This is a genomic window from Terriglobales bacterium, assembly GCA_035454605.1.
GTDB lineage: Bacteria > Acidobacteriota > Terriglobia > Terriglobales > Acidobacteriaceae > DATMAB01.
The window spans coordinates 20,081-40,314 of the sequence record DATIGQ010000075.1 but is presented as its reverse complement, the minus strand read 5'-3'; the positions used below and the strand labels follow the sequence as shown (position 1 = coordinate 40,314).

General features: G+C 64.7%; 22 protein-coding genes. 11 read left to right on the top strand and 11 right to left on the bottom strand.

The genetic code is table 11. The features are described from left to right. Positions 1 to 114 precede the first annotated feature (114 nt). The 7 genes from VLE48_05530 to VLE48_05500 form a co-directional block, all read right to left on the bottom strand. Positions 115 to 525: a 2Fe-2S iron-sulfur cluster-binding protein gene (locus VLE48_05530; GenBank protein HSA92453.1), complete on the bottom strand. Its 411-nt coding sequence runs from the start codon at positions 523 to 525 to the stop codon at positions 115 to 117. 14 nt (positions 526 to 539) lie between these two features. Then, the gene (hscA, locus tag VLE48_05525) at positions 540 to 2,447 is read right to left on the bottom strand and encodes a Fe-S protein assembly chaperone HscA (GenBank protein HSA92452.1); all 1,908 of its coding nucleotides are present in this window, start codon (positions 2,445 to 2,447) and stop codon (positions 540 to 542) included. 8 nt (positions 2,448 to 2,455) lie between these two features. Further along, entirely contained in the window at positions 2,456 to 3,100 is a 645-nt protein-coding gene (gene hscB / locus VLE48_05520) for a Fe-S protein assembly co-chaperone HscB (GenBank protein ID HSA92451.1), read from the bottom strand. A gap of 170 nt (positions 3,101 to 3,270) precedes the next feature. Next, positions 3,271 to 3,678 (bottom strand): iron-sulfur cluster assembly accessory protein, encoded by a 408-nt coding sequence (locus VLE48_05515; GenBank protein HSA92450.1) that lies wholly within the window; start codon positions 3,676 to 3,678, stop codon positions 3,271 to 3,273. 14 nt (positions 3,679 to 3,692) lie between these two features. Then, positions 3,693 to 4,115: a Fe-S cluster assembly scaffold IscU gene (gene iscU / locus VLE48_05510; GenBank protein ID HSA92449.1), complete on the bottom strand. Its 423-nt coding sequence runs from the start codon at positions 4,113 to 4,115 to the stop codon at positions 3,693 to 3,695. A 25-nt stretch (positions 4,116 to 4,140) separates the two neighbouring features. Beyond that, positions 4,141 to 5,397, bottom strand: coding sequence for an IscS subfamily cysteine desulfurase (locus tag VLE48_05505; protein HSA92448.1), 1,257 nt, complete (start codon positions 5,395 to 5,397; stop codon positions 4,141 to 4,143). A gap of 70 nt (positions 5,398 to 5,467) precedes the next feature. Next, the gene (locus VLE48_05500; GenBank protein ID HSA92447.1) at positions 5,468 to 5,938 is read right to left on the bottom strand and encodes an Rrf2 family transcriptional regulator; all 471 of its coding nucleotides are present in this window, start codon (positions 5,936 to 5,938) and stop codon (positions 5,468 to 5,470) included. 571 nt (positions 5,939 to 6,509) lie between these two features. Here VLE48_05500 and VLE48_05495 point away from each other — a divergent pair. Further along, positions 6,510 to 6,647: a hypothetical protein gene (locus VLE48_05495; protein ID HSA92446.1), complete on the top strand. Its 138-nt coding sequence runs from the start codon at positions 6,510 to 6,512 to the stop codon at positions 6,645 to 6,647. 100 nt (positions 6,648 to 6,747) lie between these two features. Next, entirely contained in the window at positions 6,748 to 7,116 is a 369-nt protein-coding gene (locus VLE48_05490; GenBank protein ID HSA92445.1) for a response regulator, read from the top strand. A 3-nt stretch (positions 7,117 to 7,119) separates the two neighbouring features. Here VLE48_05490 and tsaD read toward each other — a convergent pair whose 3' ends face one another. Further along, complete coding sequence (gene tsaD / locus VLE48_05485) at positions 7,120 to 8,253, bottom strand: tRNA (adenosine(37)-N6)-threonylcarbamoyltransferase complex transferase subunit TsaD (GenBank protein HSA92444.1); 1,134 nt, start codon at positions 8,251 to 8,253, stop codon at positions 7,120 to 7,122. A gap of 86 nt (positions 8,254 to 8,339) precedes the next feature. On the opposite strand from tsaD, the gene VLE48_05480 reads away from it, so the two are divergent. The 5 genes from VLE48_05480 to VLE48_05460 all read left to right on the top strand — a co-directional run bounded on the left by VLE48_05480 (position 8,340) and on the right by VLE48_05460 (position 12,567). Continuing rightward, a complete protein-coding gene (locus VLE48_05480) occupies positions 8,340 to 9,665 on the top strand; it encodes a CCA tRNA nucleotidyltransferase (protein ID HSA92443.1) in 1,326 nt (441 codons plus the stop codon). 115 nt (positions 9,666 to 9,780) lie between these two features. Beyond that, positions 9,781 to 10,062 (top strand): DciA family protein, encoded by a 282-nt coding sequence (locus VLE48_05475; protein ID HSA92442.1) that lies wholly within the window; start codon positions 9,781 to 9,783, stop codon positions 10,060 to 10,062. Positions 10,063 to 10,098: 36 nt separating this feature from the next. Further along, positions 10,099 to 10,425, top strand: coding sequence for an Asp-tRNA(Asn)/Glu-tRNA(Gln) amidotransferase subunit GatC (gene gatC / locus VLE48_05470; GenBank protein ID HSA92441.1), 327 nt, complete (start codon positions 10,099 to 10,101; stop codon positions 10,423 to 10,425). A gap of 49 nt (positions 10,426 to 10,474) precedes the next feature. Next, complete coding sequence (gatA, locus tag VLE48_05465; GenBank protein HSA92440.1) at positions 10,475 to 11,911, top strand: Asp-tRNA(Asn)/Glu-tRNA(Gln) amidotransferase subunit GatA; 1,437 nt, start codon at positions 10,475 to 10,477, stop codon at positions 11,909 to 11,911. Positions 11,912 to 12,000: 89 nt separating this feature from the next. Further along, on the top strand, positions 12,001 to 12,567 hold the full coding sequence (locus tag VLE48_05460; GenBank protein ID HSA92439.1) for a hypothetical protein: 567 nt from the start codon (positions 12,001 to 12,003) through the stop codon (positions 12,565 to 12,567). Positions 12,568 to 12,628: 61 nt separating this feature from the next. Here VLE48_05460 and VLE48_05455 read toward each other — a convergent pair whose 3' ends face one another. Continuing rightward, a complete protein-coding gene (locus tag VLE48_05455) occupies positions 12,629 to 13,216 on the bottom strand; it encodes an FmdE family protein (protein HSA92438.1) in 588 nt (195 codons plus the stop codon). 118 nt (positions 13,217 to 13,334) lie between these two features. Between VLE48_05455 and VLE48_05450 the strand changes: the two genes are divergently transcribed. Both VLE48_05450 and VLE48_05445 read left to right on the top strand, forming a co-directional pair. Further along, positions 13,335 to 14,315: an HD domain-containing phosphohydrolase gene (locus VLE48_05450; GenBank protein ID HSA92437.1), complete on the top strand. Its 981-nt coding sequence runs from the start codon at positions 13,335 to 13,337 to the stop codon at positions 14,313 to 14,315. Between the two features lie 116 nt (positions 14,316 to 14,431). Then, positions 14,432 to 15,154 carry a dolichyl-phosphate beta-glucosyltransferase gene (locus VLE48_05445; protein ID HSA92436.1) on the top strand — a complete coding sequence of 241 codons (723 nt, stop codon included), beginning with the start codon at positions 14,432 to 14,434 and terminating at the stop codon, positions 15,152 to 15,154. A gap of 66 nt (positions 15,155 to 15,220) precedes the next feature. Here the strand turns inward: VLE48_05445 and cax are convergent, their stop codons facing one another. Then, positions 15,221 to 16,342 carry a calcium/proton exchanger gene (gene cax / locus VLE48_05440; protein HSA92435.1) on the bottom strand — a complete coding sequence of 374 codons (1,122 nt, stop codon included), beginning with the start codon at positions 16,340 to 16,342 and terminating at the stop codon, positions 15,221 to 15,223. Between the two features lie 221 nt (positions 16,343 to 16,563). Here cax and VLE48_05435 point away from each other — a divergent pair, with 221 nt between their 5' ends. Both VLE48_05435 and VLE48_05430 read left to right on the top strand, forming a co-directional pair. Continuing rightward, positions 16,564 to 17,535 carry a tetratricopeptide repeat protein gene (locus VLE48_05435; GenBank protein ID HSA92434.1) on the top strand — a complete coding sequence of 324 codons (972 nt, stop codon included), beginning with the start codon at positions 16,564 to 16,566 and terminating at the stop codon, positions 17,533 to 17,535. A gap of 72 nt (positions 17,536 to 17,607) precedes the next feature. After that, entirely contained in the window at positions 17,608 to 18,591 is a 984-nt protein-coding gene (locus VLE48_05430; GenBank protein ID HSA92433.1) for a lysylphosphatidylglycerol synthase domain-containing protein, read from the top strand. Positions 18,592 to 18,669: 78 nt separating this feature from the next. Here the strand turns inward: VLE48_05430 and VLE48_05425 are convergent, their stop codons facing one another. Then, positions 18,670 to 20,109, bottom strand: a complete 1,440-nt coding sequence (locus tag VLE48_05425; GenBank protein ID HSA92432.1) for a DUF6798 domain-containing protein — start codon at positions 20,107 to 20,109, stop codon at positions 18,670 to 18,672. Between the last annotated feature and the right edge of the window lie 125 nt (positions 20,110 to 20,234).

The window sequence follows — 20,234 nt, the reverse complement described above, 5'->3', positions numbered from 1 at the left end:
GGATGCCGATATCCTCGGCCCGGTCCCAGTTGAGGTCCGGCATGATCATCTCCTCCAGTTGAGTTCCAATGACCCAGCTCTTCTACTGACCCCTGGCCACGTGCAACTGCCTTTTCAATGTTCCTCGCGCGCGGAGTTCTTGGTCCACTCCGGAATCTCGACCACGACGTCTTTCGTCCCATCCGGCACCGTTTGGCAGCCGAGGCGCGACTTGGTCGTAATGCCCGGCGCCATGTCGAGTTCGTCGAGTTCGGCGTCCGAAGCCTCGTTGCATGTCTCCAGACCCTCGTGGACGATGACGTGGCACGTTGAACAGGCGCACACGCCGCCGCAGGCATGGTCCAGCGGGATGCCGGCGCTGAGAGCGATATCGAGGATCGAACCCGGCAGTCCGTGGTCCCCGTAGGGGACCTTCTCCGGGTCTACCTCAACCGTCTTGCCCTCGCTCTTGAACGTGACCTTGAACTTCTTGGTCGCCGGCGTGAACTTCACTTGCTCGGCGATGTACGGGTTCCTGCCACCCATGTGCGAAACTCCCTCTATTCGTTCCGGATCTCGGCAGGTGCGAAGGGATGCGGCGCTTTCGGTCCCTCGCCCACTTCCGCAGTCTCCATGCTCTTGCCCTTCAAGGCTTCGGCCAGCGCCGAATCCATCATCATCTCCGCCAGGCGCAGCGTGGCCTGGTTCAGCCGCTCGATGGCCTCGCGGATGACGCGATAGTCCTCACCCGGCTTGACCTTCTTCAGTTCCTTCTCCAACCGGCCTATATTGGCGCGCTCGTCTTCCTTGAGCTGCTGCCAGGCTGGGTTCTCGCGCGCCTTGTCGAGATGCAGCATCAGGTTGTCCGCTTCCAGGCGGGCCTCGATGATCTGCCGCTGGCGGAAGTCTTCTTCCGCGTAGTCGAAGGACTCCAGGATCATGCTCTCCACCTGCTCATCACTCAGCCCATAGGTGGGTTTGACCTCGATTTCGGCTTCCTTGCCGCTACGCTGCTCGCGCGCCGAGACGTGCAAAATGCCGTTGGCGTCGATCAGGAACTTCACCTCGATGCGCGGCAGCCCCGCCGGCATGGGCGGAATTCCTTTCAGGTCGAAGCGCGCCAGCGACCGGCAATCTTTCGCCAGTTCGCGCTCGCCTTGCAATACGTGGATGGCGACGTTCGTCTGTCCATCCACCTGCGTGGTGTAGTGCTGTGTGGCCGAAGCTGGGATGGTGGAGTTGCGCAGGATGATCTTGTCGGTCGTGCCGCCTGCCACTTCGATCCCCAGCGACAGCGGAGTGACGTCGAGCAACAGCATGTCTGCCGTGACCTCGGATCCGCCGGCCAGGATGTGCGCCTGCACCGCCGCACCCAGCGCAACCACCTCGTCGGGATTCAGTTCGACGTGCGGCTCGCGCTGAAACAGCTCGCGCACCAGCTCCCGCACGTGCGGGATGCGTGTCGAGCCGCCCACCAGCACCACCTCGTCGATCTGCTGCGGCGAGAGCTTGGCATCCTTCAGCGCCTGCCGGCACGGGCCCGTCGTACGCGCGATGATCGGCTCGATGAGGTGCTCGAACTGCGCGCGCGTGATCTGCCGGCGGTACGGATGTTCACCGGGAAGCTCGACCTCGATGGTGGCGGCGTCCGCAGCCGACAAGGCGATCTTGGCGTCGATCACCGCCTTGCGGATGGCCTGCACGGCTTCGCCATTGCGGCGTAGGTCGAGGCCCATGTCGCCGCGGATATCATCGAGCGCAATGCCGATCAACAGATTGTCGATGTCATCGCCGCCCAGGTGGGTGTCGCCGTTGGTTGCGATGACCTCGAAGATGCCCTCGTGCAGCTTGAGGATGGAGATATCGAACGTGCCGCCGCCCAGGTCGTACACGGCGACGATGCCTTCCTTGCGCTTGTCCAGGCCGTAGGCGAGCGAAGCGGCTGTGGGTTCGTTCACCAGCCGCAGCACATCGAGGCCGGCAATACGTCCGGCGTCCTTCGTGGCTTGGCGTTGCGCGTCGTTGAAGTACGCCGGCACCGTGATCACGGCCTTGGTCACCGGCGCGGCAAAGTAGCGCTCGGCGTTGCGCTTGAGCTGGCGCAGAATGAATGCCGAGATTTCCGGCGGCGTGAATTCGCGCTCGCCCAGCCGGATGCGCAGCACTTCGCCGGCCTGGACTCCGTCGGCGAAACGGAAGGGGAAGAACCGCAGCTCTTCCTGCACGTCCTCGAGGCCGCGGCCCATCAGGCGCTTCACGGAGTAGACGGCGCGCTCCGGGGTTTCGATCAGGAGCTTGCGCGCCGGGTTGCCGACCACGATCTCGCCCTTGCGATCGAGCGCGACCAGCGACGGGACAAGGTTCGCCCCGTCCTCGCCGGGGATGACCACCGGCGTGTCGTCCACCATGAACGCCACCAGCGAGTTCGTGGTGCCCAGGTCGATGCCGACGATGCGGTCTTCAGCCATTGCCTGCTTCAATTCTCCAACGCTTCATTTACGTCGCGGACCAGGTTCCGGATGTACGACCGGCGGTTCAGCAAGTCCACCATCTTGTCGCGCACGGGCACACGCGCGGCATCGCCCGCGCTCTCCGGATGCGCGTGGAAGGCCAGCGCGTCCCATTCGTCCCAATACGATTTCAGCTCGGCGGCCAGCGCATTCAGCTTTTCCTCGAAGTGCGCCTTGTGGGCCTGCAGTTCCTTCAGCAGCGCTGGATCCGCTTCGCCCATCTTTTTGTTGTTGCGCAGCTCTTCGAGCTGCATGTTCAGTTCAAAGACTTCCTCGAGCAGATCGGGCGGAACAACCTGTTTCTTCTCCTCGCCCGTCTGGCGGGCGCGATCGGTGGCCGCCTTGGACTGCTCTTCAAGCTGCACCCCTTCAAGCTGAAGCAGGTACATAGTGCGCGAAATGGGGTCCTTCAGCGTGCGGTAGGCGTCATTGAGCTGCGAGCTTTTCTCCAGGCTCCAGCGCTGTTCATCGGCGGTGGCCTGTGCATAAACATCCGGATGCAGGCGGCGGCTCAGGCGGTAAAATTCGCGCTCCAGCGCTGCGGTATCCACGTTCAGCTTGCGCGGCAGTCCGAAAAAGCGGAAGTGGTCGATGGCAGCAGCCGGCTGCACCTTTCCGCAAGCCGCGCAGAAATGTGCGCCCGTATCCAGTTCCGCCCTGCATGACCAGCATGCCTGCGCCCTCCGGGTTGTGGCTTCCGTCGGCATAGACAGTTTCATCACGGCCGTTTGCTCTGCGATCCGGGCAGGAAAAACGCCCGCGGTGGAGAGAACAGGCCCGGTCAGCCCGAGAACGACGTCCCGCAGCCGCACGACTTCGAGGCGTTCGGGTTGACGAAGACAAAGCCCTGCTGCATCAGCGACTCCTGGTAGTCCAGCGTCATGCCGTGCAGGTAGATGAACGATTTCGGATCCACGAAAAGCCTCACGCCGCCGAATTCGAAGACGCGGTCGCGCTCGCGCGCTTTGGAGTCGAAACGGATGTTGTAGGTCAGACCCGAGCATCCGCCGCCCTGCACGCCCAACCGCAGCCCGCCCTCCGACGGCGAGACGTTCTCTTTCTCCATGGCCGAGCGGATCTTCGCCAGCGCGCGATCGGTCACCTGGATGCTGCGCGCCGGCGCCGAGGGCGCGGCCGCAGGACCGGCCTGCGGGAACGTGGCCTCCGTTTTTTCCGTGGTCGCAGACATCTCCGTGCCTTCGCTTAATCGCCGGCCTTGGCCTCGACCGGCTTACCCTCGGCGGCGCCCTGCTTCTTCTTCCAGTCGCCGATCGCGGCGCGGATGGCGTCCTCCGCCAGCACCGAGCAGTGGATCTTCACCGGCGGCAGTGCCAGCTCCCGCACGATGTCGGTGTTCTTGATGCCCAGCGCCTCATCCACCGTCTTGCCCTTCACCCACTCGGTGGCCAGCGAAGAGGAAGCGATGGCGGAGCCACACCCGAAGGTCTTGAACTTGGCGTCTTCGATGCGCTGCGTCTCGGCGTTGACCTTGATCTGCAGCTTCATCACGTCGCCGCACTCGGGCGCGCCCACCAGGCCGGTGCCCACATCGGGGCTCGCCTTGTCGAGCGATCCGACGTTCCGCGGGTTGGTGTAGTGATCCAGAACCTTGTCGCTGTATGCCATGTTGCCTGTTCTCCTCCCGAACTTGTTAGTGGCTCTCCGCTGGAGCAGCCCAACTCACCTTCTTGAGGTCGATGCCTTCCTTGGCCATCTCGTAGAGTGGCGAAAGTTCGCGCAGCCGGCGGACCACTTCCGTCAGCCTGGCCGCCACGTAGTCCACCTCGGCATCCGTGGTGAAGCGGCCCAGGCCGAAGCGGATCGAGCTGTGCGCCAGGTCGTCGCCCGTGCCCAACGCCTTGAGCACGTACGAGGGCTCCAGCGTCGCCGATGTGCAGGCCGAACCGCTCGACACCGCCACGTCGTTGATGCCCATGAGCAGCGATTCGCCTTCCACGTAGGCGAAGCTCATGTTCAGGTTGCCGGGCAGCCGGTGCTCGAGTGAGCCGTTGACGAACACCTCGTCGAGCCCCTCCATCAGCTTTGCTTTCAGGCGGTCGCGCAGCGCCCCCAGGCGCTTGGACTCTTCCGGCATTTCCTGCATGGCCAGTTCGCAGGCCTTGCCGAAGCCCACGATGCCGGGGACGTTGAGCGTGCCGGAGCGCATGCCGCGCTCGTGGCCGCCGCCGTCGATGATGGGCGCCAACTGCACGCGTGGATTCTTGCGTCGCACGTACAACGCGCCCACGCCCTTGGGTCCATACAGCTTGTGCGCCGTCAGCGAAGCCAGGCTGATGTTGGCCTTGTTCACATCGAACGGAACCTTACCCAGAGCCTGCACCGCGTCGGTGTGGAACAGTACGCCGCGCTCCTTACAGATTCGTCCGATCTCTTCGATGGGCTGCAGCACGCCGATCTCGTTATTGGCTGCCATGATGGAGACCAGGATCGTCTTGTCGTCGATGGCGCGCTTAAGGTCGTCCAGGTCGATGCGTCCGTCCGCCTGTACCGGCAGGTAGGTGACGCGGAAGCCTTCCTTCTCCAGGTGCTTGCAGGTGTCCAGTACCGCCTTGTGCTCGGTGACGCAGGTGATGATGTGGTTGCCTTTCTCGCGGTACATGTGCGCCACGCCCTTGATGGCGAGGTTGTCGCTCTCGGTGGCGCCGGACGTGAAAATGATCTCCTTGGCGGTCGCGCCGATGAGCTTTGCGATCTGTTCGCGCGCGGTCTCCACCGCTTCTTCGGCGGCCCAGCCGAACGGATGGTTGCGGCTGGCGGCGTTACCGAACTTCTCCGTGAAGTAGGGCACCATGGCCTCGAGCACGCGCGGGTCCATGGGCGTGGTGGCGTGGTAGTCCATGTAGATGGGTAGCTTCACATTCTGCCCGTTTCCGCTGGTGGCGCTCATACTCGTGTTCTCCTCAAAAGCTCTCTTTAAAGATTCGATGACGTCGCCGAACTCTGCGTTGCGGCCGCCCTCACGGCCTGGCGCTCACGATGCCGACCAGCTCGTGGGCCGGCTTCTCCTTCTCCGTTCGGGCAGCACCGTTCTCCGCCAGGTCGGACATGGTGATCCGTCCCAGCACCTGCTCGATGCTCTCGTTCACCTTGCGCAGTGGTTCGCGCACCGTGCACTTCAGACTCTGGTAACACTCGATCTCATGGTTCAGACAGGAAGTGATGAACAACGGCCCGTCGATGGCCCGGATCACTTCCAGCGCCGTGATGCGCTGCGGCTCGCGCGCTAGCGCGTAGCCACCGTTCATCCCCTGGTGCGAATGCAGTAGCCCGGCCTTCACCAGACGCTGCAGGATCTTCGCCAGCGCTTCCAGAGGAATGTTGTAGGCCTCGGCGATGTCCTTGGCGCGGCACGAACCCTCGCCGTGGAACTCCGCCAGGTGTTTCACCGCCATCAACCCGTAATCCGCTTTCTTGGTCAGCTTCAGCATGCAAGGACTCGCGCCGGGTTCAAATCCGACTAAATCGGTCGTATTTCATTCTAACGCTCTGGCATGCCCGGCCGCAAGCCTCCGCAGCCAATGGCAACAATCCGGGGTTTGAATGTAATCACATGACATCAAACGGGTTAGAAACCAGTGCCATTATGGTCGCATTTGCTGCCAAAACCCCAGCGAACCTGCCTGGGCACAGGCGCTTCCGAGCACGTGAAACACCTTCCCTCAGGCGGTTTTTGTCGCCGCTGTTATCTACCGACGCGTGGTGTTTTCATTCGAGGAAACGGCACGCGCAGAGCCTTCGGGCTCAGGGTGCGAACCCGGGTACGGTGCTCGAACAAGCTACGCTCATGCGGGATTACCGAGGTCAGCGGAAACTCACTTGACAGGGATTCCCGCCGGTCTACAATACGACCGTTTTCGCCCTCCAGGTGAGGTGGAGGGTGGAAGATGGTGTGGAATCGGAGACCCCGCATGCGGGGTGGAAGATTCCGGTATGAGTTCTTCCCAGCCTCTGCCAACGTCGGGCCCCAACGGGCAGCCAGCCTCCAAGGACAAACCTTGCTTGCACCCTCGCGTGCAGATCGTCGCCCGCGAAGAGGACTCCGAATTCGTCGAGTGCCTCGAATGCGGCGAGATTTTCGAGGCCAGCGAGTTCCAGGACATGGCCCGCGAAGAGCGTCTTCAGGCTGACGAGTCCTGAGCTCTCGCCCCGACTCGTCCATACACCTCTGAGCCGCACGGCTTTTTTCTTGTCCCGCGTGGGTGACTCCGATAACCTTAGGCGCAATCGAGGGAGAAGAATGGCACTGCGGGCTCTGGTCGTCGACGACTCCATGTTGGTCCGTCACACCGTGTGCCGCTTCCTGGAGCAGCGTGGCTATGAGGTGGAGTCGGCCTCCAACGGGGTCGAAGCCCTGGAAAAGCTGGCCCACGCCTCTCCCGACATCGTCATCACCGACATGGCGATGCCCAGGATGAGCGGCAGCGAACTCATCGACTCGCTCAAGGCGCGTCCTGAAACCGCTTCCATTCCCATCGTGGTTCTTTCCGGGCGGCCCTCGGGTTCCGACGCGCAGGGCGAGACGCGCGCCACCTTCGTCATCCAGAAAGATATCGATATCGTGCAGCAGCTCGAGAAGGCGCTGGTTGGGGCGCTAGGCAAAGCCTAACGATCATCCCAGCCGCAGCGAAGCTTCAGCAGAAAACTCCGGGTGAGCCACGTTCCCGGCCAGCAGCTTGGGCCAGGCGGCGGCCGCGATCATGGCGGCGTTGTCGGTGGAAAGCGGCCGCGAAGGGAAGCAAACGGGCAGGCCTTCCTCGGCGGCCTCCTGCTCGAAGCGCGCGCGCAATTCGCTGTTGGCGGCCACTCCCCCAGTGACGAACAGCGTCGCCACGTCGTGTTGGCGCGAAGCATCCAAGGTCTTCGACACCAGGTCTTCGACCATGGCTCGCTGGAACGAGGCCACCAGGTCCAGCGTCTGCCGGTCGCACAGGCGCCGGTAGTCCTCCACGGTGGGCGCGGCGATCGCGGCGCTGGCACGCCGGCGCTCTTCAATCCCCTCCTGCATGCCGTGCGTTTCCACGTAGCGCAACACCGCGGTCTTGATGCCGCTGTAGGAGAAATCACAGGCGCTACCGTTGCGCGGCTGATGACGCGCAGCCTTCTTGATCTGTGCCAGGCCGAACTTCACCGCCGTCGCATCGCCCAGCTTGGCCAGCCGGTCGATCACGGGCCCGCCCGGGTAGCCCAGGCCCAGCAGCTTGGCCACTTTGTCGAAGGCTTCGCCGGCGGCGTCGTCACGCGTCTGCCCGATGTTGCGGTATACCCAACCGCCTTCACGCTCTTCGGCCAGGTAGAGATGCGTGTGCCCGCCGGAGACCACCAGCGCCAGCACCGGGAAGCGCACGTCGCGATTGCCTTTCTGCCTCTCTTCCAGCAGCACCGCGTGGATGTGCCCTTCCAGATGGTTCACTGCGATGAGCGGCTTATCCAGGCCCCAAGCCAGCCCCTTGGCATAGGTCACGCCCACCAGCAGCGACCCAGCCAGTCCCGGCCCTTGCGTGACTGCCAGGGCGTCCACGGAAGCGTAGGTTCGGCCGGCTTCTTCCAGCGCCCGTCGCACCACCGGCACGATGCCGCGCAGGTGCTCGCGCGAGGCCAGCTCCGGCACCACGCCGCCATACGGCCCATGCGTGGCCCATTGCGAGAGCACCACATTGGACTCGATATGCTCTCCCGAGCGCACCACCGCCGCCGCCGTCTCGTCGCACGACGTCTCGATGCCCAGGATGTACCCCTCGCGCATACACTTGATATTACTTGCTGTCCGCCAGGGTATGCATCTCGCATCCGGCTCAGCAAACCCAAATGATTCAATGATTAAATGATTCAATGAGTGAATCTCTCCGGTCCGCCGCCACCCACATCGTCCGCACGCTGCGGGACGCCGGCCACCAGGCTTATCTGGTGGGGGGATGCGTGCGCGACCTGGTGCTGGGCCGCGAGCCCGAGGACTTCGACATCTCGACCGACGCCACGCCCGAACAGGTGATGGCGCTTTTCCCGGAAACCTACGAGGTGGGTGCGCGATTCGGCGTGGTTCTGGTGCCGGTGGGAGGGAAGCTACCCATCGAAGTCGCTACCTTCCGTTCCGACGGCCTGTACACCGACGGCCGCCATCCGAATGAGGTCACCTACACCCGCGACCCGCGCGAGGACGTTGCCCGCCGCGACTTCACCATCAACGGCTTGCTGCTCGATCCGCTGGAGAACGACAAGGTGCTCGACTTCGTGGGCGGTCGCGCCGATCTAGCGGCCGGCATCATCCGCGCCATCGGCGAGCCCAGCCGCCGCTTCGCCGAAGACAAGCTGCGCATGCTGCGCGCCGTGCGCTTTGCCGCCCGTTTCGGCTACATCATTGAGCCGCAGACATTCGCAGCTATCGGCCGGCACGCCCGCGAGATCCACAAGGTCAGCCTCGAGCGCGTGCGCGACGAACTCGTAAAGATGCTCACCGAAGGCCGCGCTCGCCGGTCCTTTGAGTTGCTGGACGAATCCGGTCTGCTCATCGAGCTCCTGCCGGAAGTGTCAGCCATGAAGGGCGTGGCGCAGCCGCCGCAGTTCCATCCCGAAGGCGACGTCTGGGTCCATACGCTCATGCTGCTCGAAGGCCTGCAAGCGGGCGGCTCACCCACGCTCGCTCTCGGCGCCCTGCTGCATGACGTGGGCAAGCCGCCCACGTTCCGCGTCGCGCCCGACCGTATTCGCTTCGATGGCCACGCTGAAATAGGAACCAGGATGGCGGAGGAGATCTGCGGGCGTTTCCGTCTCTCCAATGACCAGACCGAACAGGTCTGTGCCCTCGTGGCCAATCACCTGCGCTTCATTGACGTCCCGCGCATGAAGGAGTCCACGCTCAAGCGTTTTCTGCGCCTGCCGCGATTCGACGAGCATCTCGAACTGCATCGCTTGGATTGCCTGGCCAGCCACGGTGACCTCTCGGTCTACGAGCTTGTGAAGCAGAAGCTGGCCTCCACTCCGCCGGAGCAGATTCGCCCCGCGCCCCTGCTCACCGGCGACGATCTGATCGCCGCCGGCTACGCGCCCAGTCCTCGCTTCAAGGAGATCCTTCGCGCCGTAGAAGACGCGCAGCTCGAGGGCACACTCACCGGCAAACCGCAAGCGCTGGAATTTGTGCGCCGCAACTTCCCGCAATAGTCCCAGCTGTCAGGTCGCAGGTCTCAGGCATCCGCCGTCCTGCGCAGGGGAGTGGTAGAATTTCGTCTCTTTGCTGGACTCGCATCTAGTCAGCCTGAGAACTGAGAACTGCACCATGGACCACATCCGCCCGACTCTCGACAAGATCATGACTGACGCCCTGCGCCGCGCTCCGGCTGCCGAGGCGCCCTTGCTGGCATGGTCGGTGGTTGCTGGCGCTACCGTGGCGGAGCGGACTCGTGCCCTCGACTTCCGTGCCGGCGTGCTGCGCATCGAAGTGCCGGACACGACTTGGCGCAGCGAGCTTCTGAGCCTGGCGCCGCGCTACGTCGTCGCCCTCAACCGCGTCTCCGAAGGTGTGGAGAGAATCGAATTTGTTCTGAAATCTTCCCATTAACTGGCCCCTAGCCACGGACCACTAGCCACTGGTTTCATGAAAGTCTCTGAAAAAGACGTCCGCTACGTCGAGGACCTGGCGAACCTCGAGCTCACCGAAGCTGAGCGCGCCCGCATGGTCAAGGACCTGAATTCGGTCCTCGACTACATTGACCGGCTCAACCAGCTCGACACCACCAACGTTGCGCCCATGGCTCAGGTTTCGGACCGCTACGGCGACTCGGCCAAGACCGGCAAAGCGCGCTTCGAACACGCCATGCGCGCGGATGTAGTCGGCAAGTCGCTCGGCCGCGAAGCCGCGCTTGCCAACGCCCCGGAAACCGACGGTGTCTTCTTCAAGGTTCCCAAGGTAATCGAGCGATAGTGCCCAGGGGCAGCCAGGAGCCGAAAGCCAGCAGCCAAGAGCCAAGCGCGTGAATCTCGCCACCCTCACCATCGCCGACGTTCGCTCTGCCATCGCCGAGCGGAAGACCACGGCCACAGCGTTGGCCGAAGCTCACTACGCCCGCATCGCAGAGCAGGACGGCGAGATTCACGCCTACCTCACCCTCTCCAAGGAGCGCGCTTTCGAGCAGGCCGCGCGCATGGACCGCATGGCGGAGAACGGCGACCCACTGCCGCCGCTGGCCGGCGTTCCGGTCGCCATCAAGGACGTAATGGTTACCCGCGGCGTGCGCACTACCGCCGGCTCCAAGATCCTGCAGCACTACTTCCCACCCTACGACTCGACTGCGGTCGCGCGTTTGGAGGCGGCAGGCGCCGTCCTGCTGGGCAAGACCAACTGTGACGAGTTCGCCATGGGCTCCTCGAACGAGAACTCCGCCTACGGCCTGGTGCGCAACCCGCACGACAAGACGCGCGTGCCCGGCGGCTCCTCAGGTGGTTCGGCCGCGGCCGTCGCTGCCGGCATGTGCCTCGGAGCGCTGGGCTCGGATACCGGCGGCTCCATCCGCCAGCCCGCGGCGCTGTGCGGCGTGGTCGGCGTCATGCCCACCTACGGGCGCGTCTCGCGCTACGGCCTGATCGCGTTCGCTTCTTCACTCGACCACGTTGGCCCGCTGGCCCGTACCGTGCGCGACTCCGCCCTGCTGTTGCGCGCCATTGCCGGGCGCGACCCGCTGGACTCCACCTCCGCCGACCAGCCCGTTCCCGATTACGAGGCCGAACTGGAAAAGCCGGTCCGCGGATTGAAGCTCGGCATCGCCAGGGAGTACTTCGGCGAAGGGCTCGATGGAGAAGTGCGCGCCGCGGTCGAAGCTGCCATCCAGAAGCTGGCCGCCGCCGGTTGCGAGGTAGTCGAGGTTTCGCTCCCCCACACCGAGTATGCGATTCCGACCTACTATGTGGTCGCCACCGCTGAGGCGTCTTCCAATCTGGCGCGCTACGACGGCGTGCGCTACGGCTTCCGCGCCAAAGACGGCAAGTCACTTTCGCAAATGTACCGCCGCACTCGCGACCTCGGTTTCGGACCCGAAGTGAAGCGGCGCATCATGCTGGGCACGTATGCGCTCAGCGCGGGTTACTACGACGCCTACTATCTCAAGGCCCAGAAGGTCCGCGCGCTCTTGACCAGAGATTTCGACGACGCGTTCGCGCGCGTCGATGCCATCCTCACCCCCACCACGCCCACTCCTGCCTTCAAGCTGGGTGAAAAAGCCGACGACCCGCTAGCCATGTACCTGGCCGACATCTACACCGTCACCGCGGACCTGGCCGGCATCCCCGGTGTCTCCGTGCCCTGCGGCAAGAGCCGCTCCGGCCTGCCCATCGGTCTCCAGATCCTCACCCGCCACTTTGACGAGGCGACCATGCTTCGGCTGGCGGCAGCAGTGGAAGACGGTAACCGGTAGGTAACCGGTGGTACGTGTCCTGTAGTCACTTGCCGCCTGGCTACCTGCAGGCGCACAATGCGCATCGTAGGAAGGCGAGAGGGGGAGTCATGCGTACACGAATCTTCCGGTTTCTGATGGCGCTAGCCGTGATTCTGACGCTGGCATCGCTGCCGGCTTTGGCCAAGGGGCAGGGCAAGGGCAGTGGCCAAGGTAGCGGCCAGGCGAGCGCCAAGGGCAAGAGTGACAAGGCCAAAACGGACAAGGCTAAGAGCGAGAAGACAGCCCACGAGAAGGGCAAATCCAGCAGCCACCAGGCTTCTGAGCACGAGCCCGGTCCGAACGACCGCCCCAAGGGTTGGGACGAAGGCGGGAAGCAAGGCTGGGGCGACTGCGACGTCCCGCCGGGTCTAGCCAAAGAACGCGGCTGTGATGCCACCGGTCTTTCCACTCGGGAGCGCGCGGAAAAGGCGCGCCGTGAGAAGGAGAAGGCCAAGGCCAAGGACAAATCCGGGGCCACAACCAAATCCAAGACGCAGGCAGCCAGCACTCAGACCAGCAGCACAAAGTCTTCCACCCAGACCTCAGGGAAAAAGACTTCCACCACTACGACGAAGTCCGGGGAACGCACTACCGGTAGTAGGACCGATTCCAAGGCCAAGCCGATGGAGAAGTAACCACGCGGACGGCCAGAAACACGAAGGGCGGGGCGAAAGCCCCGCCTTTGCGCTTCCTGATTCAATCCGCGATTGGTTCGTAATACCTTTCTCCCGCACACGCCCTGCACAGCGCTCTTCCGTCGCGTCTCACTTCCCGCCGGAAATTGATCCCCTCCCCGCACGCCGCACACGCCACCCGCTCCCCCTTGTAGCCCGGGAACTCCTCCGGAGGCAGCTCGACGCGCACCCACTGCACGTCGAACAGGTCTTCATTTCGCATCTCCCGATAGGCCAGCATCTGCTGCTGGTTCTTGCCCTCGATCTCCGGATGCAGGGAGCGGGCCAGCGCCTTGGATGACTCGCGCGCCGCCACACGCACCGCTTTGCCGCTGGAGACATCGACAAACGTCGCGGCCACCTTGCCCCAGTCGCGGAACTTCAGCGCGCGCTTACCCAGCCTGCAGCCGGTCACTACCGCGACGGCGTCGGTCGCGCAGCGATCGATCTCGACGAACGTGACCAGGCGCTTGCGGTCCTTGCCGCGCGGGTCGTCGATTCCCAGCTTCTCCAGTCCCAGCATGGCCATGCGCACGCCCAACACCTGCCCGGCGCACAGATGCCCGTGCGCATGCTCGGCGTCCGCCAGGTATTCCTCCAGCGTCTTCATGGTGTGTCTCGGCAAGCCTACTGCTTCGCGGTGGCCGGCGCAATCGCGCTCGTCATTCGCGCCAGGGGGGGACCGGCAGTTGCGCTCGATGCGGGCACGGGGCTAGAGTGGCACTTCCATGCGCAAGCGAGCTGCACGGCGCCGTCGCGCGCGCATCCTGGTAGTGGACGACGACGCAGTCGCGCGTCTGCACATCAGCCGGGTGCTGGCGGTTCACGACTACGACGTCCGCACGGCCCATGATGTCGCTCAGGCCCGAGACGCCATCGCCGCCGAATCTCCTGATCTCATCCTGTTGGACGTTGTGTTGCCCGGCGGTTCCGGACTCGATTTCTGCCGCGAGCTCAAGGAGAACCCGCACACCCGCCTCATCCCGGTCGTCGTCGTCACCGGCCTGCGGCGCCGCGACGACCGGCTACGCGGCATCCAGGCGGGAACTGACGACTTTTTGCGCAAGCCCGTCGACTCCGACGAGTTGCTGGCCCGTGTCCGCTCCCTGCTGCGCTTGAAGGAATACACCGACGAACTGGAGCACGCCGAAGCGGTGGTCATGTCGCTGGCCCGCGGCGTCGAGGCCCGCGATCCCTACACCGGCGACCACTGCGACCGCCTCTCGCGCATGAGCGCCGCGCTCGGCCACCGCCTCGGACTCGACGAGGATCACATCATCGCGCTGGAGCGCGGCGGCGTTCTGCACGACATCGGCAAGATCATCGTGCCCGATGACATCCTCAGGAAGGGCGACCAGCTCACACCCGAAGAATGGAAGGTCATGCGCCAGCACCCCGTCACCGGCGAGAACATCGTCAAACCGCTCAAATCCATGCGCCTGGTGCTGCCCATCATCCGTCACCACCACGAACACTGGAACGGCTCCGGCTATCCCGACGGCCTGCACGGCGAGGAGATTCCTCTGTTGGCGCGCGTGCTTCAGGTGGTGGATGTCTATGATGCGCTCCGCACCGCCCGCCCGTACAAGCCCGCGCTCTCGGCGTCCCACGCCGAACACACGATGCGCGATGAATCTCGCCACGGTCTTCTCGACCGCCACCTGGTGGACGCCTTCTTCGACATGCTGGAAGACGAAGATGTCGCCTGAGCGGTGGCGTAGCGCGGTTTGCTTCCCAATGATTCAATGAACAAATGATTCCGTGATTCAATCGGGTCCTTTGCTACCATGCCACCGTTCCCTGAGACCCGGGACCTGACGCCTGCGTGCAATACAGCATCATCATTCCCGCCTACAACGAGAGCGAGCGCATCACCGTGACGCTCGACAAGGTCCTGGCCTATCTCGAAGACCAGAAGTGGGACGCTGAGGTGCTGGTGGTCAACGACGGCTCACGCGACCAGACGCCGCAGATCGTGCGCGACTATGCCGCGCGGCATCCTCGCGTCCGCCTGCTGGAGAACCCGGGGAACCGCGGCAAGGGCTACAGCGTGCGTCACGGCATGTTGGAAGCGAAAGGCGACATGCTGCTGTTCAGCGACGCTGACCTGTCGTCGCCTATCCACGAGGCGCCCAAGCTTTTTGATGCCCTGGCCGCCGGCGCCGACGTCGCCATCGGCTCGCGCTGGCTGCAGCGGGAGCTGCAGACCGAGCGCCAGCCTCTCTACCGTCAGTTTTTCGGCCGCGTCTTCAATCTGATGCTGCGCGCGCTTCTGGGCTTACCCTTCAAAGACACGCAGTGTGGCTTCAAGGCATTCACCCACCGCGCCGCCCAGTCTATCTTCCCGCTGCAGCGCATCGAGCGCTGGGGCTTCGATCCGGAGCTCCTGTTCTTGGCGCAGAAGCTGCGCCTCACCGTGCGCGAAGTGCCGGTGGAGTGGGCCCACGATGAGCGCTCCAAGATCCATCCCCTCCGCGACGGCTTTGCCATCTTTCTCGAGATGCTGAAGATTCGCTGGAACAGTCTGACGGGGAAGTACCACAGGTAGCGTTCAGCACTGGGTCATGCAACGCCGGCTTGGCTGATTGCTGAGTGCTGACGGCTGATTGCTTGCCTATCCCGGCACAAAATAGAACGCAATCCCCAGGATCACGTACAGCGCCAGCAACTGCGCGCCCTCGAACCAGTTGCTCTCGCCGTCCGAGGAGATCATCTCCACGATGATCACCGAGAGCGCGATGGCGGCGATCTCGAAGGCGTTGAACACCAGCGACATGGGCTTGCCGATGGCCCAGGAGAGCAGCACCAGCAGCGGGGCGACGAACAGCGCGATCTGTGTGCTCGAGCCCACGGCGATGGTCATGGCCAGGTCCATCTTGTTGCGCATGGCCACCATGACCGCGGTCGAGTGCTCGGCGGCGTTGCCCACGATGGCCACCACGATCACGCCCACGAACAGCTCGGTCATGCCCAGCGCCTGGGTGACTGCGCCGATCTCGTCCACCATCATCTCGCTCATGAAGGCGATGGCCACCGTGGCCAGCACCAGCGAGAGCAGCGCCGACTTCACCGGCGTCTTCGGCTTCTCCTCAGCCTCTTCGCTGGCGATGAACAGCGCCTTGTGCGTCTTCAGCATGAACAGGAAGCTGATGCCGTAGATGGCGATCAGGATGATGCTGGTCCACAGGCTCAGCGTCTTCACGCTCACGTCCTCGTAGGTGAGCGTGCCCGCAACCGAGAGGTCGTAGACCGCGGGCATCACCAGCGCCGCCACGGCCAGGAACAGCATGCTGCTGTTGGCGCCCGCCGCGGTGCGCGAGAACTGTTGCTTCTCCCGCCCGATACCGCCCACCAGGATGGCCAGCCCCAGCACCAGCAGCAGGTTGCCGATGATGGACCCGGAGAGCGACGCCTTCACCACCTCCACGTGTCCCGCGCGCAACGCGAAGAAGGCGATGATGAGTTCGGTGGCGTTGCCCATGGTCCCGTTCAGGATGCCGCCTACCAGCGGCCCGGAGTAGGCGGAGAGCACCTCGGTGGCTTCCCCCAGCACCGCCGCCAGCGGGATGATGGCCACCGCCGCGAGCACGAAGATCACCAGCGGGCTGGCGTGCATCAGGTGCGCGGCGATGGCCGCCGGCAACGCCAGGAGCAGCAGGTTCATCCAGCCGTGATGGGTGCGCAGCGGGAAGCGCTGCCAGAAGGCGGCCAGAGGCCCGCGCGAAGCGGTGGTCATGGCGCGGGATTGTACACCCCGGCAAATGCTCCACTGTGGCCAAAGCGGAGCATCCCCCTGTGGCAGGGCGGCATCGAAGGGGTGTAAGCAACGGGCCGCCGATACGAGACCCGGATGATCCCTCTGGGCGTGTCATAGGGTATCGTCATACAGTGCCACGGCGGCCCGACCCTGACCGGCTGCGCCCTTTGCGCGCGCGCCCCTAGCGAGCCATGAGACTCGTGACTCCAATTCGCACTCTGGCCTTCCTCTCGGCTGTGCTGCTGTCGCTGCCGGCGGCGGCGAAGTCGCCGCTCGAGACCGGGCAGGAGCAGTTCGCCTCCGGCCGCTATCGGGACGCGGTGGCCACTCTGCGTGCCGCGGCGGGAGAGCAGGCCGGCGACGCGCGGGTAGCGTTCTGGTTGGCGCGCAGCCACTACGAGCTGCGTGAGTGGGAGAGCGCCGCCAGGAGCGCCGAGCGCGCCGTGCAGCTTGATCCGCAGAACTCCGAGTATCACCTCTGGCTGGCCCGGGCCTACGGCCGGCAAGCCGAGCACTCGGGTCCGTTCGGCGCCTTCGGCAAGGCGCGCAAAGCGCGCGACACCTGGCAGAAAGCCATCCAGCTCGATCCCGCCAACCTGCCGGCGCGCCGCGATTACATCACCTTCCTGCTGCAGGCGCCCGGAATCATCGGCGGCGGCGACGACAAGGCGCTGGCGCAGATTGAAGAGCTGGCCCGGCGCGATCCGATCGAGGGCCATCTGGCGCGCGCCGAATACTGGCAGGAGCTGAAGAAACCGGAACGGGCGGAAGGCGAATACCGCCAGGCGCTCGAACTCAAGCCCAAGGCCGCTTCGGCGTATTTCGAAGTCGCGGACTTCTATCTCAAGCGCGGCAATGCCGCCGCCATGGAACAGATAGTGGAAGCGGCGGCGCGCGTGAGCAGTCGTGATCCCCGGCTGGCGTTCTATCGCGGCGTGGTGCGCGTGCTGGCCGGCGACCGCCCGGCGGAAGCGGAGCAGTTCCTGAAGTCCTACATCAGCACGGTGCCGCCGCGAGACGACCGTCCCTCGCACGCCGGCGCGCATGAATGGCTGGGACGCCTGTACGAAAAGCTGGGCCGCCGCGACGACGCTGCCCGCGAATACCGCGCCGCCCTCACCCTCCAGCCCAAGCGCAAGAGCGCCAGCGAGGCGCTGAAAGCGCTGCAATAGCCAGGGTCTCGGGTTTCAGGTCTCTGGTCGTCGCGCATCTCTTCCGCGCAGTTACAATCACTCGGCGTCTCCATGCGCACCACTACCTATCTTTCCATCGCGCTCGGCCTGGCGCTGTTCGTGGCGCTCGTGGCCTACTACGGCGTGGGCGACCTGGCGGCCGCAGTCGCGGCTGCGGGCTGGGGACTGCTGTGGGTGGCGGCCTACCGCTCGGTCACGCTGGGAGCGAACACCGTTGCCTGGCGCGTACTTTTCCCTTCCGCCTCGCGGCCGGGATTCATCGGCCTGCTGCGTCTGCGCTGGATCGGCGAATCGGTGAACAGCCTGCTGCCCGTAGGGCAGGTGGGCGGCGACTTCGTGCGCGCCCGCCTCGCGGCCCGGCAGGGAACCAGCGGCGCCGATGCTGGAGCCAGCACCGTAGTGGATTTCACCCTGGGGCTGGTGACTCAGGTTGTGTTTGCGCTGATGGGCGTAGCGCTGCTCTTGCGCGCCGGCGTGGACGGAGAACAGGGACGCACGTTGCTCATCGGCATCCTGGTCGCGACGCTGGCGGTGGCGGCGTTCTACGCCGCGCAACGCTTGGGTCTCTTTCGTGGCATGGCAGGGGTGGTCGGAAAGCTGCTGCCAGGACGTGCATGGCAATCTCTGGCCGGCGATGCCGCCGAACTCGACCGGCGGATCATGGAGCTGTATCACAGCCGGCGGCAGGTGTTTCTTGCCGGCTGCTGGCGGATGATCGGGTGGCTGCTGCACACCGGCGAAACCTGGCTCGCGCTGTACTTTCTCGGTGTTCCTTCGAGCCTGGCGAACGCGCTCGTGCTTGAGAGCCTGGGTGCGGCGGTGCGCAGCGCCGCCTTCGTGGTGCCGGGCGCGCTGGGCGTGCAAGAGGGCGGATTCGTGGTGCTGGGCGGCGCCCTCGGCCTTACGCCCGAGACGGCGCTGGCCCTGGCTCTGGTCAAGCGTGTGCGCGAATTGCTGGTCGGCGGGCCCGGGCTGGCGGCCTGGACGGCGATGGAGGGAGAAGGGCTGGCGAGGCTTATGTCGCGCAAGTCGTAGGGCCAATTCTTTCCATGATGGTGCCGCATGTCTGCGTCCTGTTCTTTCGGCGCAGACGTGGGAAGAGAGGGAACGCCCCTACTCCACCCGGCAGACCATCAACTCCTCGTTCTGGTACGGACACGTGAGCCCGGGGACGCCAGGCTTCTCCAGCAGCACCCAGGAGACGCCGTACTTCCGCTTGAGCGCGCGGAAATCTTCCGCGGTGAATTCGCGCCAGCGTCGCTGGTCTTCGTACTCCTGGCGCCACTCATACGCGAGTTCGGGAAAGAGGCCGACCACGCCGCGGTCTTTGCCGTAGTCGGCCAGCATGCTGCGCTCGGCCAGGGCGCGGAAACCGTGATAATCGGCGCGCGGGCGCTCGAGATACATGGGATCCACCGCGAACAGCGCGTCGCGCGGCGTGTTGTGGCGTATCCAGTCGAAAGCTTCGAGCCACGCGTGGCGCGGCACGCGGCCCGACCACTCGATGTGCGGGCTCTTGCCGTAATAAAAGGAGTAGCCGTAGACCACCGGCGCGGCAATGAGCCCGAAACACAGCGCCCAGCGGAGCGCACTGCGTCCGAGGAAGCGCTCGCCCAGCCACCCGCCGAGCATCAGGAAGAAGATCCAGTAGATGAGGTGAAGCACGCGCATGAACTGGATGGGCACGAAGCGCTCGAACTGCGGCACGGTGGAGACTGCGATGGCGGTTGCGATGCCCAGGCAGCCGGAAAGGAAAAAGGCGCGGCAGACCAGCGCGCGCGCCGCCTCACCCCGCTGCTGCGCCGAGCGCGCGAACAGCCACAACGGGACCATGGGGAAGGCCACGCCCAGCCATTCGTACCACGGCCACTTGAGGGGATAGTGGTGAATGCGCGTAAGCATGACGTCGCGCCAGGCAGGATTGGCCGGCTCCCACGCCGGGAGCTGTGCGAAGAGCGCCGCCCGCAACGGCATCCGCACCTGCAAGACGACGAGCACGCCGATGTGCATCACGCCGAAAAACGCCATCTGGGGATGGAGGACTCCGGCGAAGGCCAGCCACGCCAGCGCGCGCGGCTTGCGGTCGAGCACCGCAGTGACGGCGAACAGGATGGCGGCGGTGGCCAGGCCACGCGGGTGCAGGTAGCGGTCCTGCATGGGGACCAGCGTTCCGGTAGCGTGCAGCGGAAGCACGGCGCAGATCATGGTGACCGCCGCCCAATGCGCGACGCTGCTTGAGAAGCAGCGGCGCGCCAAGGCCAGGCAGGCGGCGAGCGAAAGGTAGGTGGTCGCGAGATACAGCGCGAACATCGTCCACTCGAGTGAGAAACCAAAACTGTGCGTGAACCAGGCGGCCATCTCGTCAAAGAGCGTGAGCCGGGTCTGGGAGAGGAAGAAGATGGCGTCGAAAGGGTAGAGGCCCGGATCGAGGTTCTTCTTGATGGCGGGCAGGTAGATGACCTGGTCGTCTACGCCAAGGTGATATCCGTGCAGGGCCAGCGCCGCCGCGGTCAGCGCGAGCAGCAGGAGCGCGTCGCGGAGGGCACGGTTCATCGAGCGAGCAATCTATCCGGCGGAAGAAGATGCGTCAACGTCTGGTAGAGTAGGGGCCGCATCACCGGCGCGGTGGTCGGGATTCCTTCCTGCGCTCGCAATGGCGAGAGTTCTCGGAGGTTCAG

What these genes read in the sequence shown, in the direction of transcription:
- VLE48_05530 (HSA92453.1), bottom strand. Translation starts at nt 525, where the DNA reads ATGGGTGGCAGGAACCCGTACATCGCCGAGCAAGTGAAGTTCACGCCG.
- hscA (HSA92452.1), bottom strand. Translation starts at nt 2,447, where the DNA reads ATGGCTGAAGACCGCATCGTCGGCATCGACCTGGGCACCACGAACTCG.
- VLE48_05515 (HSA92450.1), bottom strand. Translation starts at nt 3,678, where the DNA reads ATGTCTGCGACCACGGAAAAAACGGAGGCCACGTTCCCGCAGGCCGGT.
- iscU (HSA92449.1), bottom strand. Translation starts at nt 4,115, where the DNA reads ATGGCATACAGCGACAAGGTTCTGGATCACTACACCAACCCGCGGAAC.
- VLE48_05505 (HSA92448.1), bottom strand. Translation starts at nt 5,397, where the DNA reads ATGAGCGCCACCAGCGGAAACGGGCAGAATGTGAAGCTACCCATCTAC.
- VLE48_05500 (HSA92447.1), bottom strand. Translation starts at nt 5,938, where the DNA reads ATGCTGAAGCTGACCAAGAAAGCGGATTACGGGTTGATGGCGGTGAAA.
- VLE48_05490 (HSA92445.1), top strand. Translation starts at nt 6,748, where the DNA reads ATGGCACTGCGGGCTCTGGTCGTCGACGACTCCATGTTGGTCCGTCAC.
- tsaD (HSA92444.1), bottom strand. Translation starts at nt 8,253, where the DNA reads ATGCGCGAGGGGTACATCCTGGGCATCGAGACGTCGTGCGACGAGACG.
- VLE48_05480 (HSA92443.1), top strand. Translation starts at nt 8,340, where the DNA reads ATGAGTGAATCTCTCCGGTCCGCCGCCACCCACATCGTCCGCACGCTG.
- VLE48_05475 (HSA92442.1), top strand. Translation starts at nt 9,781, where the DNA reads ATGGACCACATCCGCCCGACTCTCGACAAGATCATGACTGACGCCCTG.
- gatC (HSA92441.1), top strand. Translation starts at nt 10,099, where the DNA reads ATGAAAGTCTCTGAAAAAGACGTCCGCTACGTCGAGGACCTGGCGAAC.
- VLE48_05460 (HSA92439.1), top strand. Translation starts at nt 12,001, where the DNA reads ATGCGTACACGAATCTTCCGGTTTCTGATGGCGCTAGCCGTGATTCTG.
- VLE48_05455 (HSA92438.1), bottom strand. Translation starts at nt 13,216, where the DNA reads ATGAAGACGCTGGAGGAATACCTGGCGGACGCCGAGCATGCGCACGGG.
- VLE48_05450 (HSA92437.1), top strand. Translation starts at nt 13,335, where the DNA reads ATGCGCAAGCGAGCTGCACGGCGCCGTCGCGCGCGCATCCTGGTAGTG.
- cax (HSA92435.1), bottom strand. Translation starts at nt 16,342, where the DNA reads ATGACCACCGCTTCGCGCGGGCCTCTGGCCGCCTTCTGGCAGCGCTTC.
- VLE48_05430 (HSA92433.1), top strand. Translation starts at nt 17,608, where the DNA reads ATGCGCACCACTACCTATCTTTCCATCGCGCTCGGCCTGGCGCTGTTC.
- VLE48_05425 (HSA92432.1), bottom strand. Translation starts at nt 20,109, where the DNA reads ATGAACCGTGCCCTCCGCGACGCGCTCCTGCTGCTCGCGCTGACCGCG.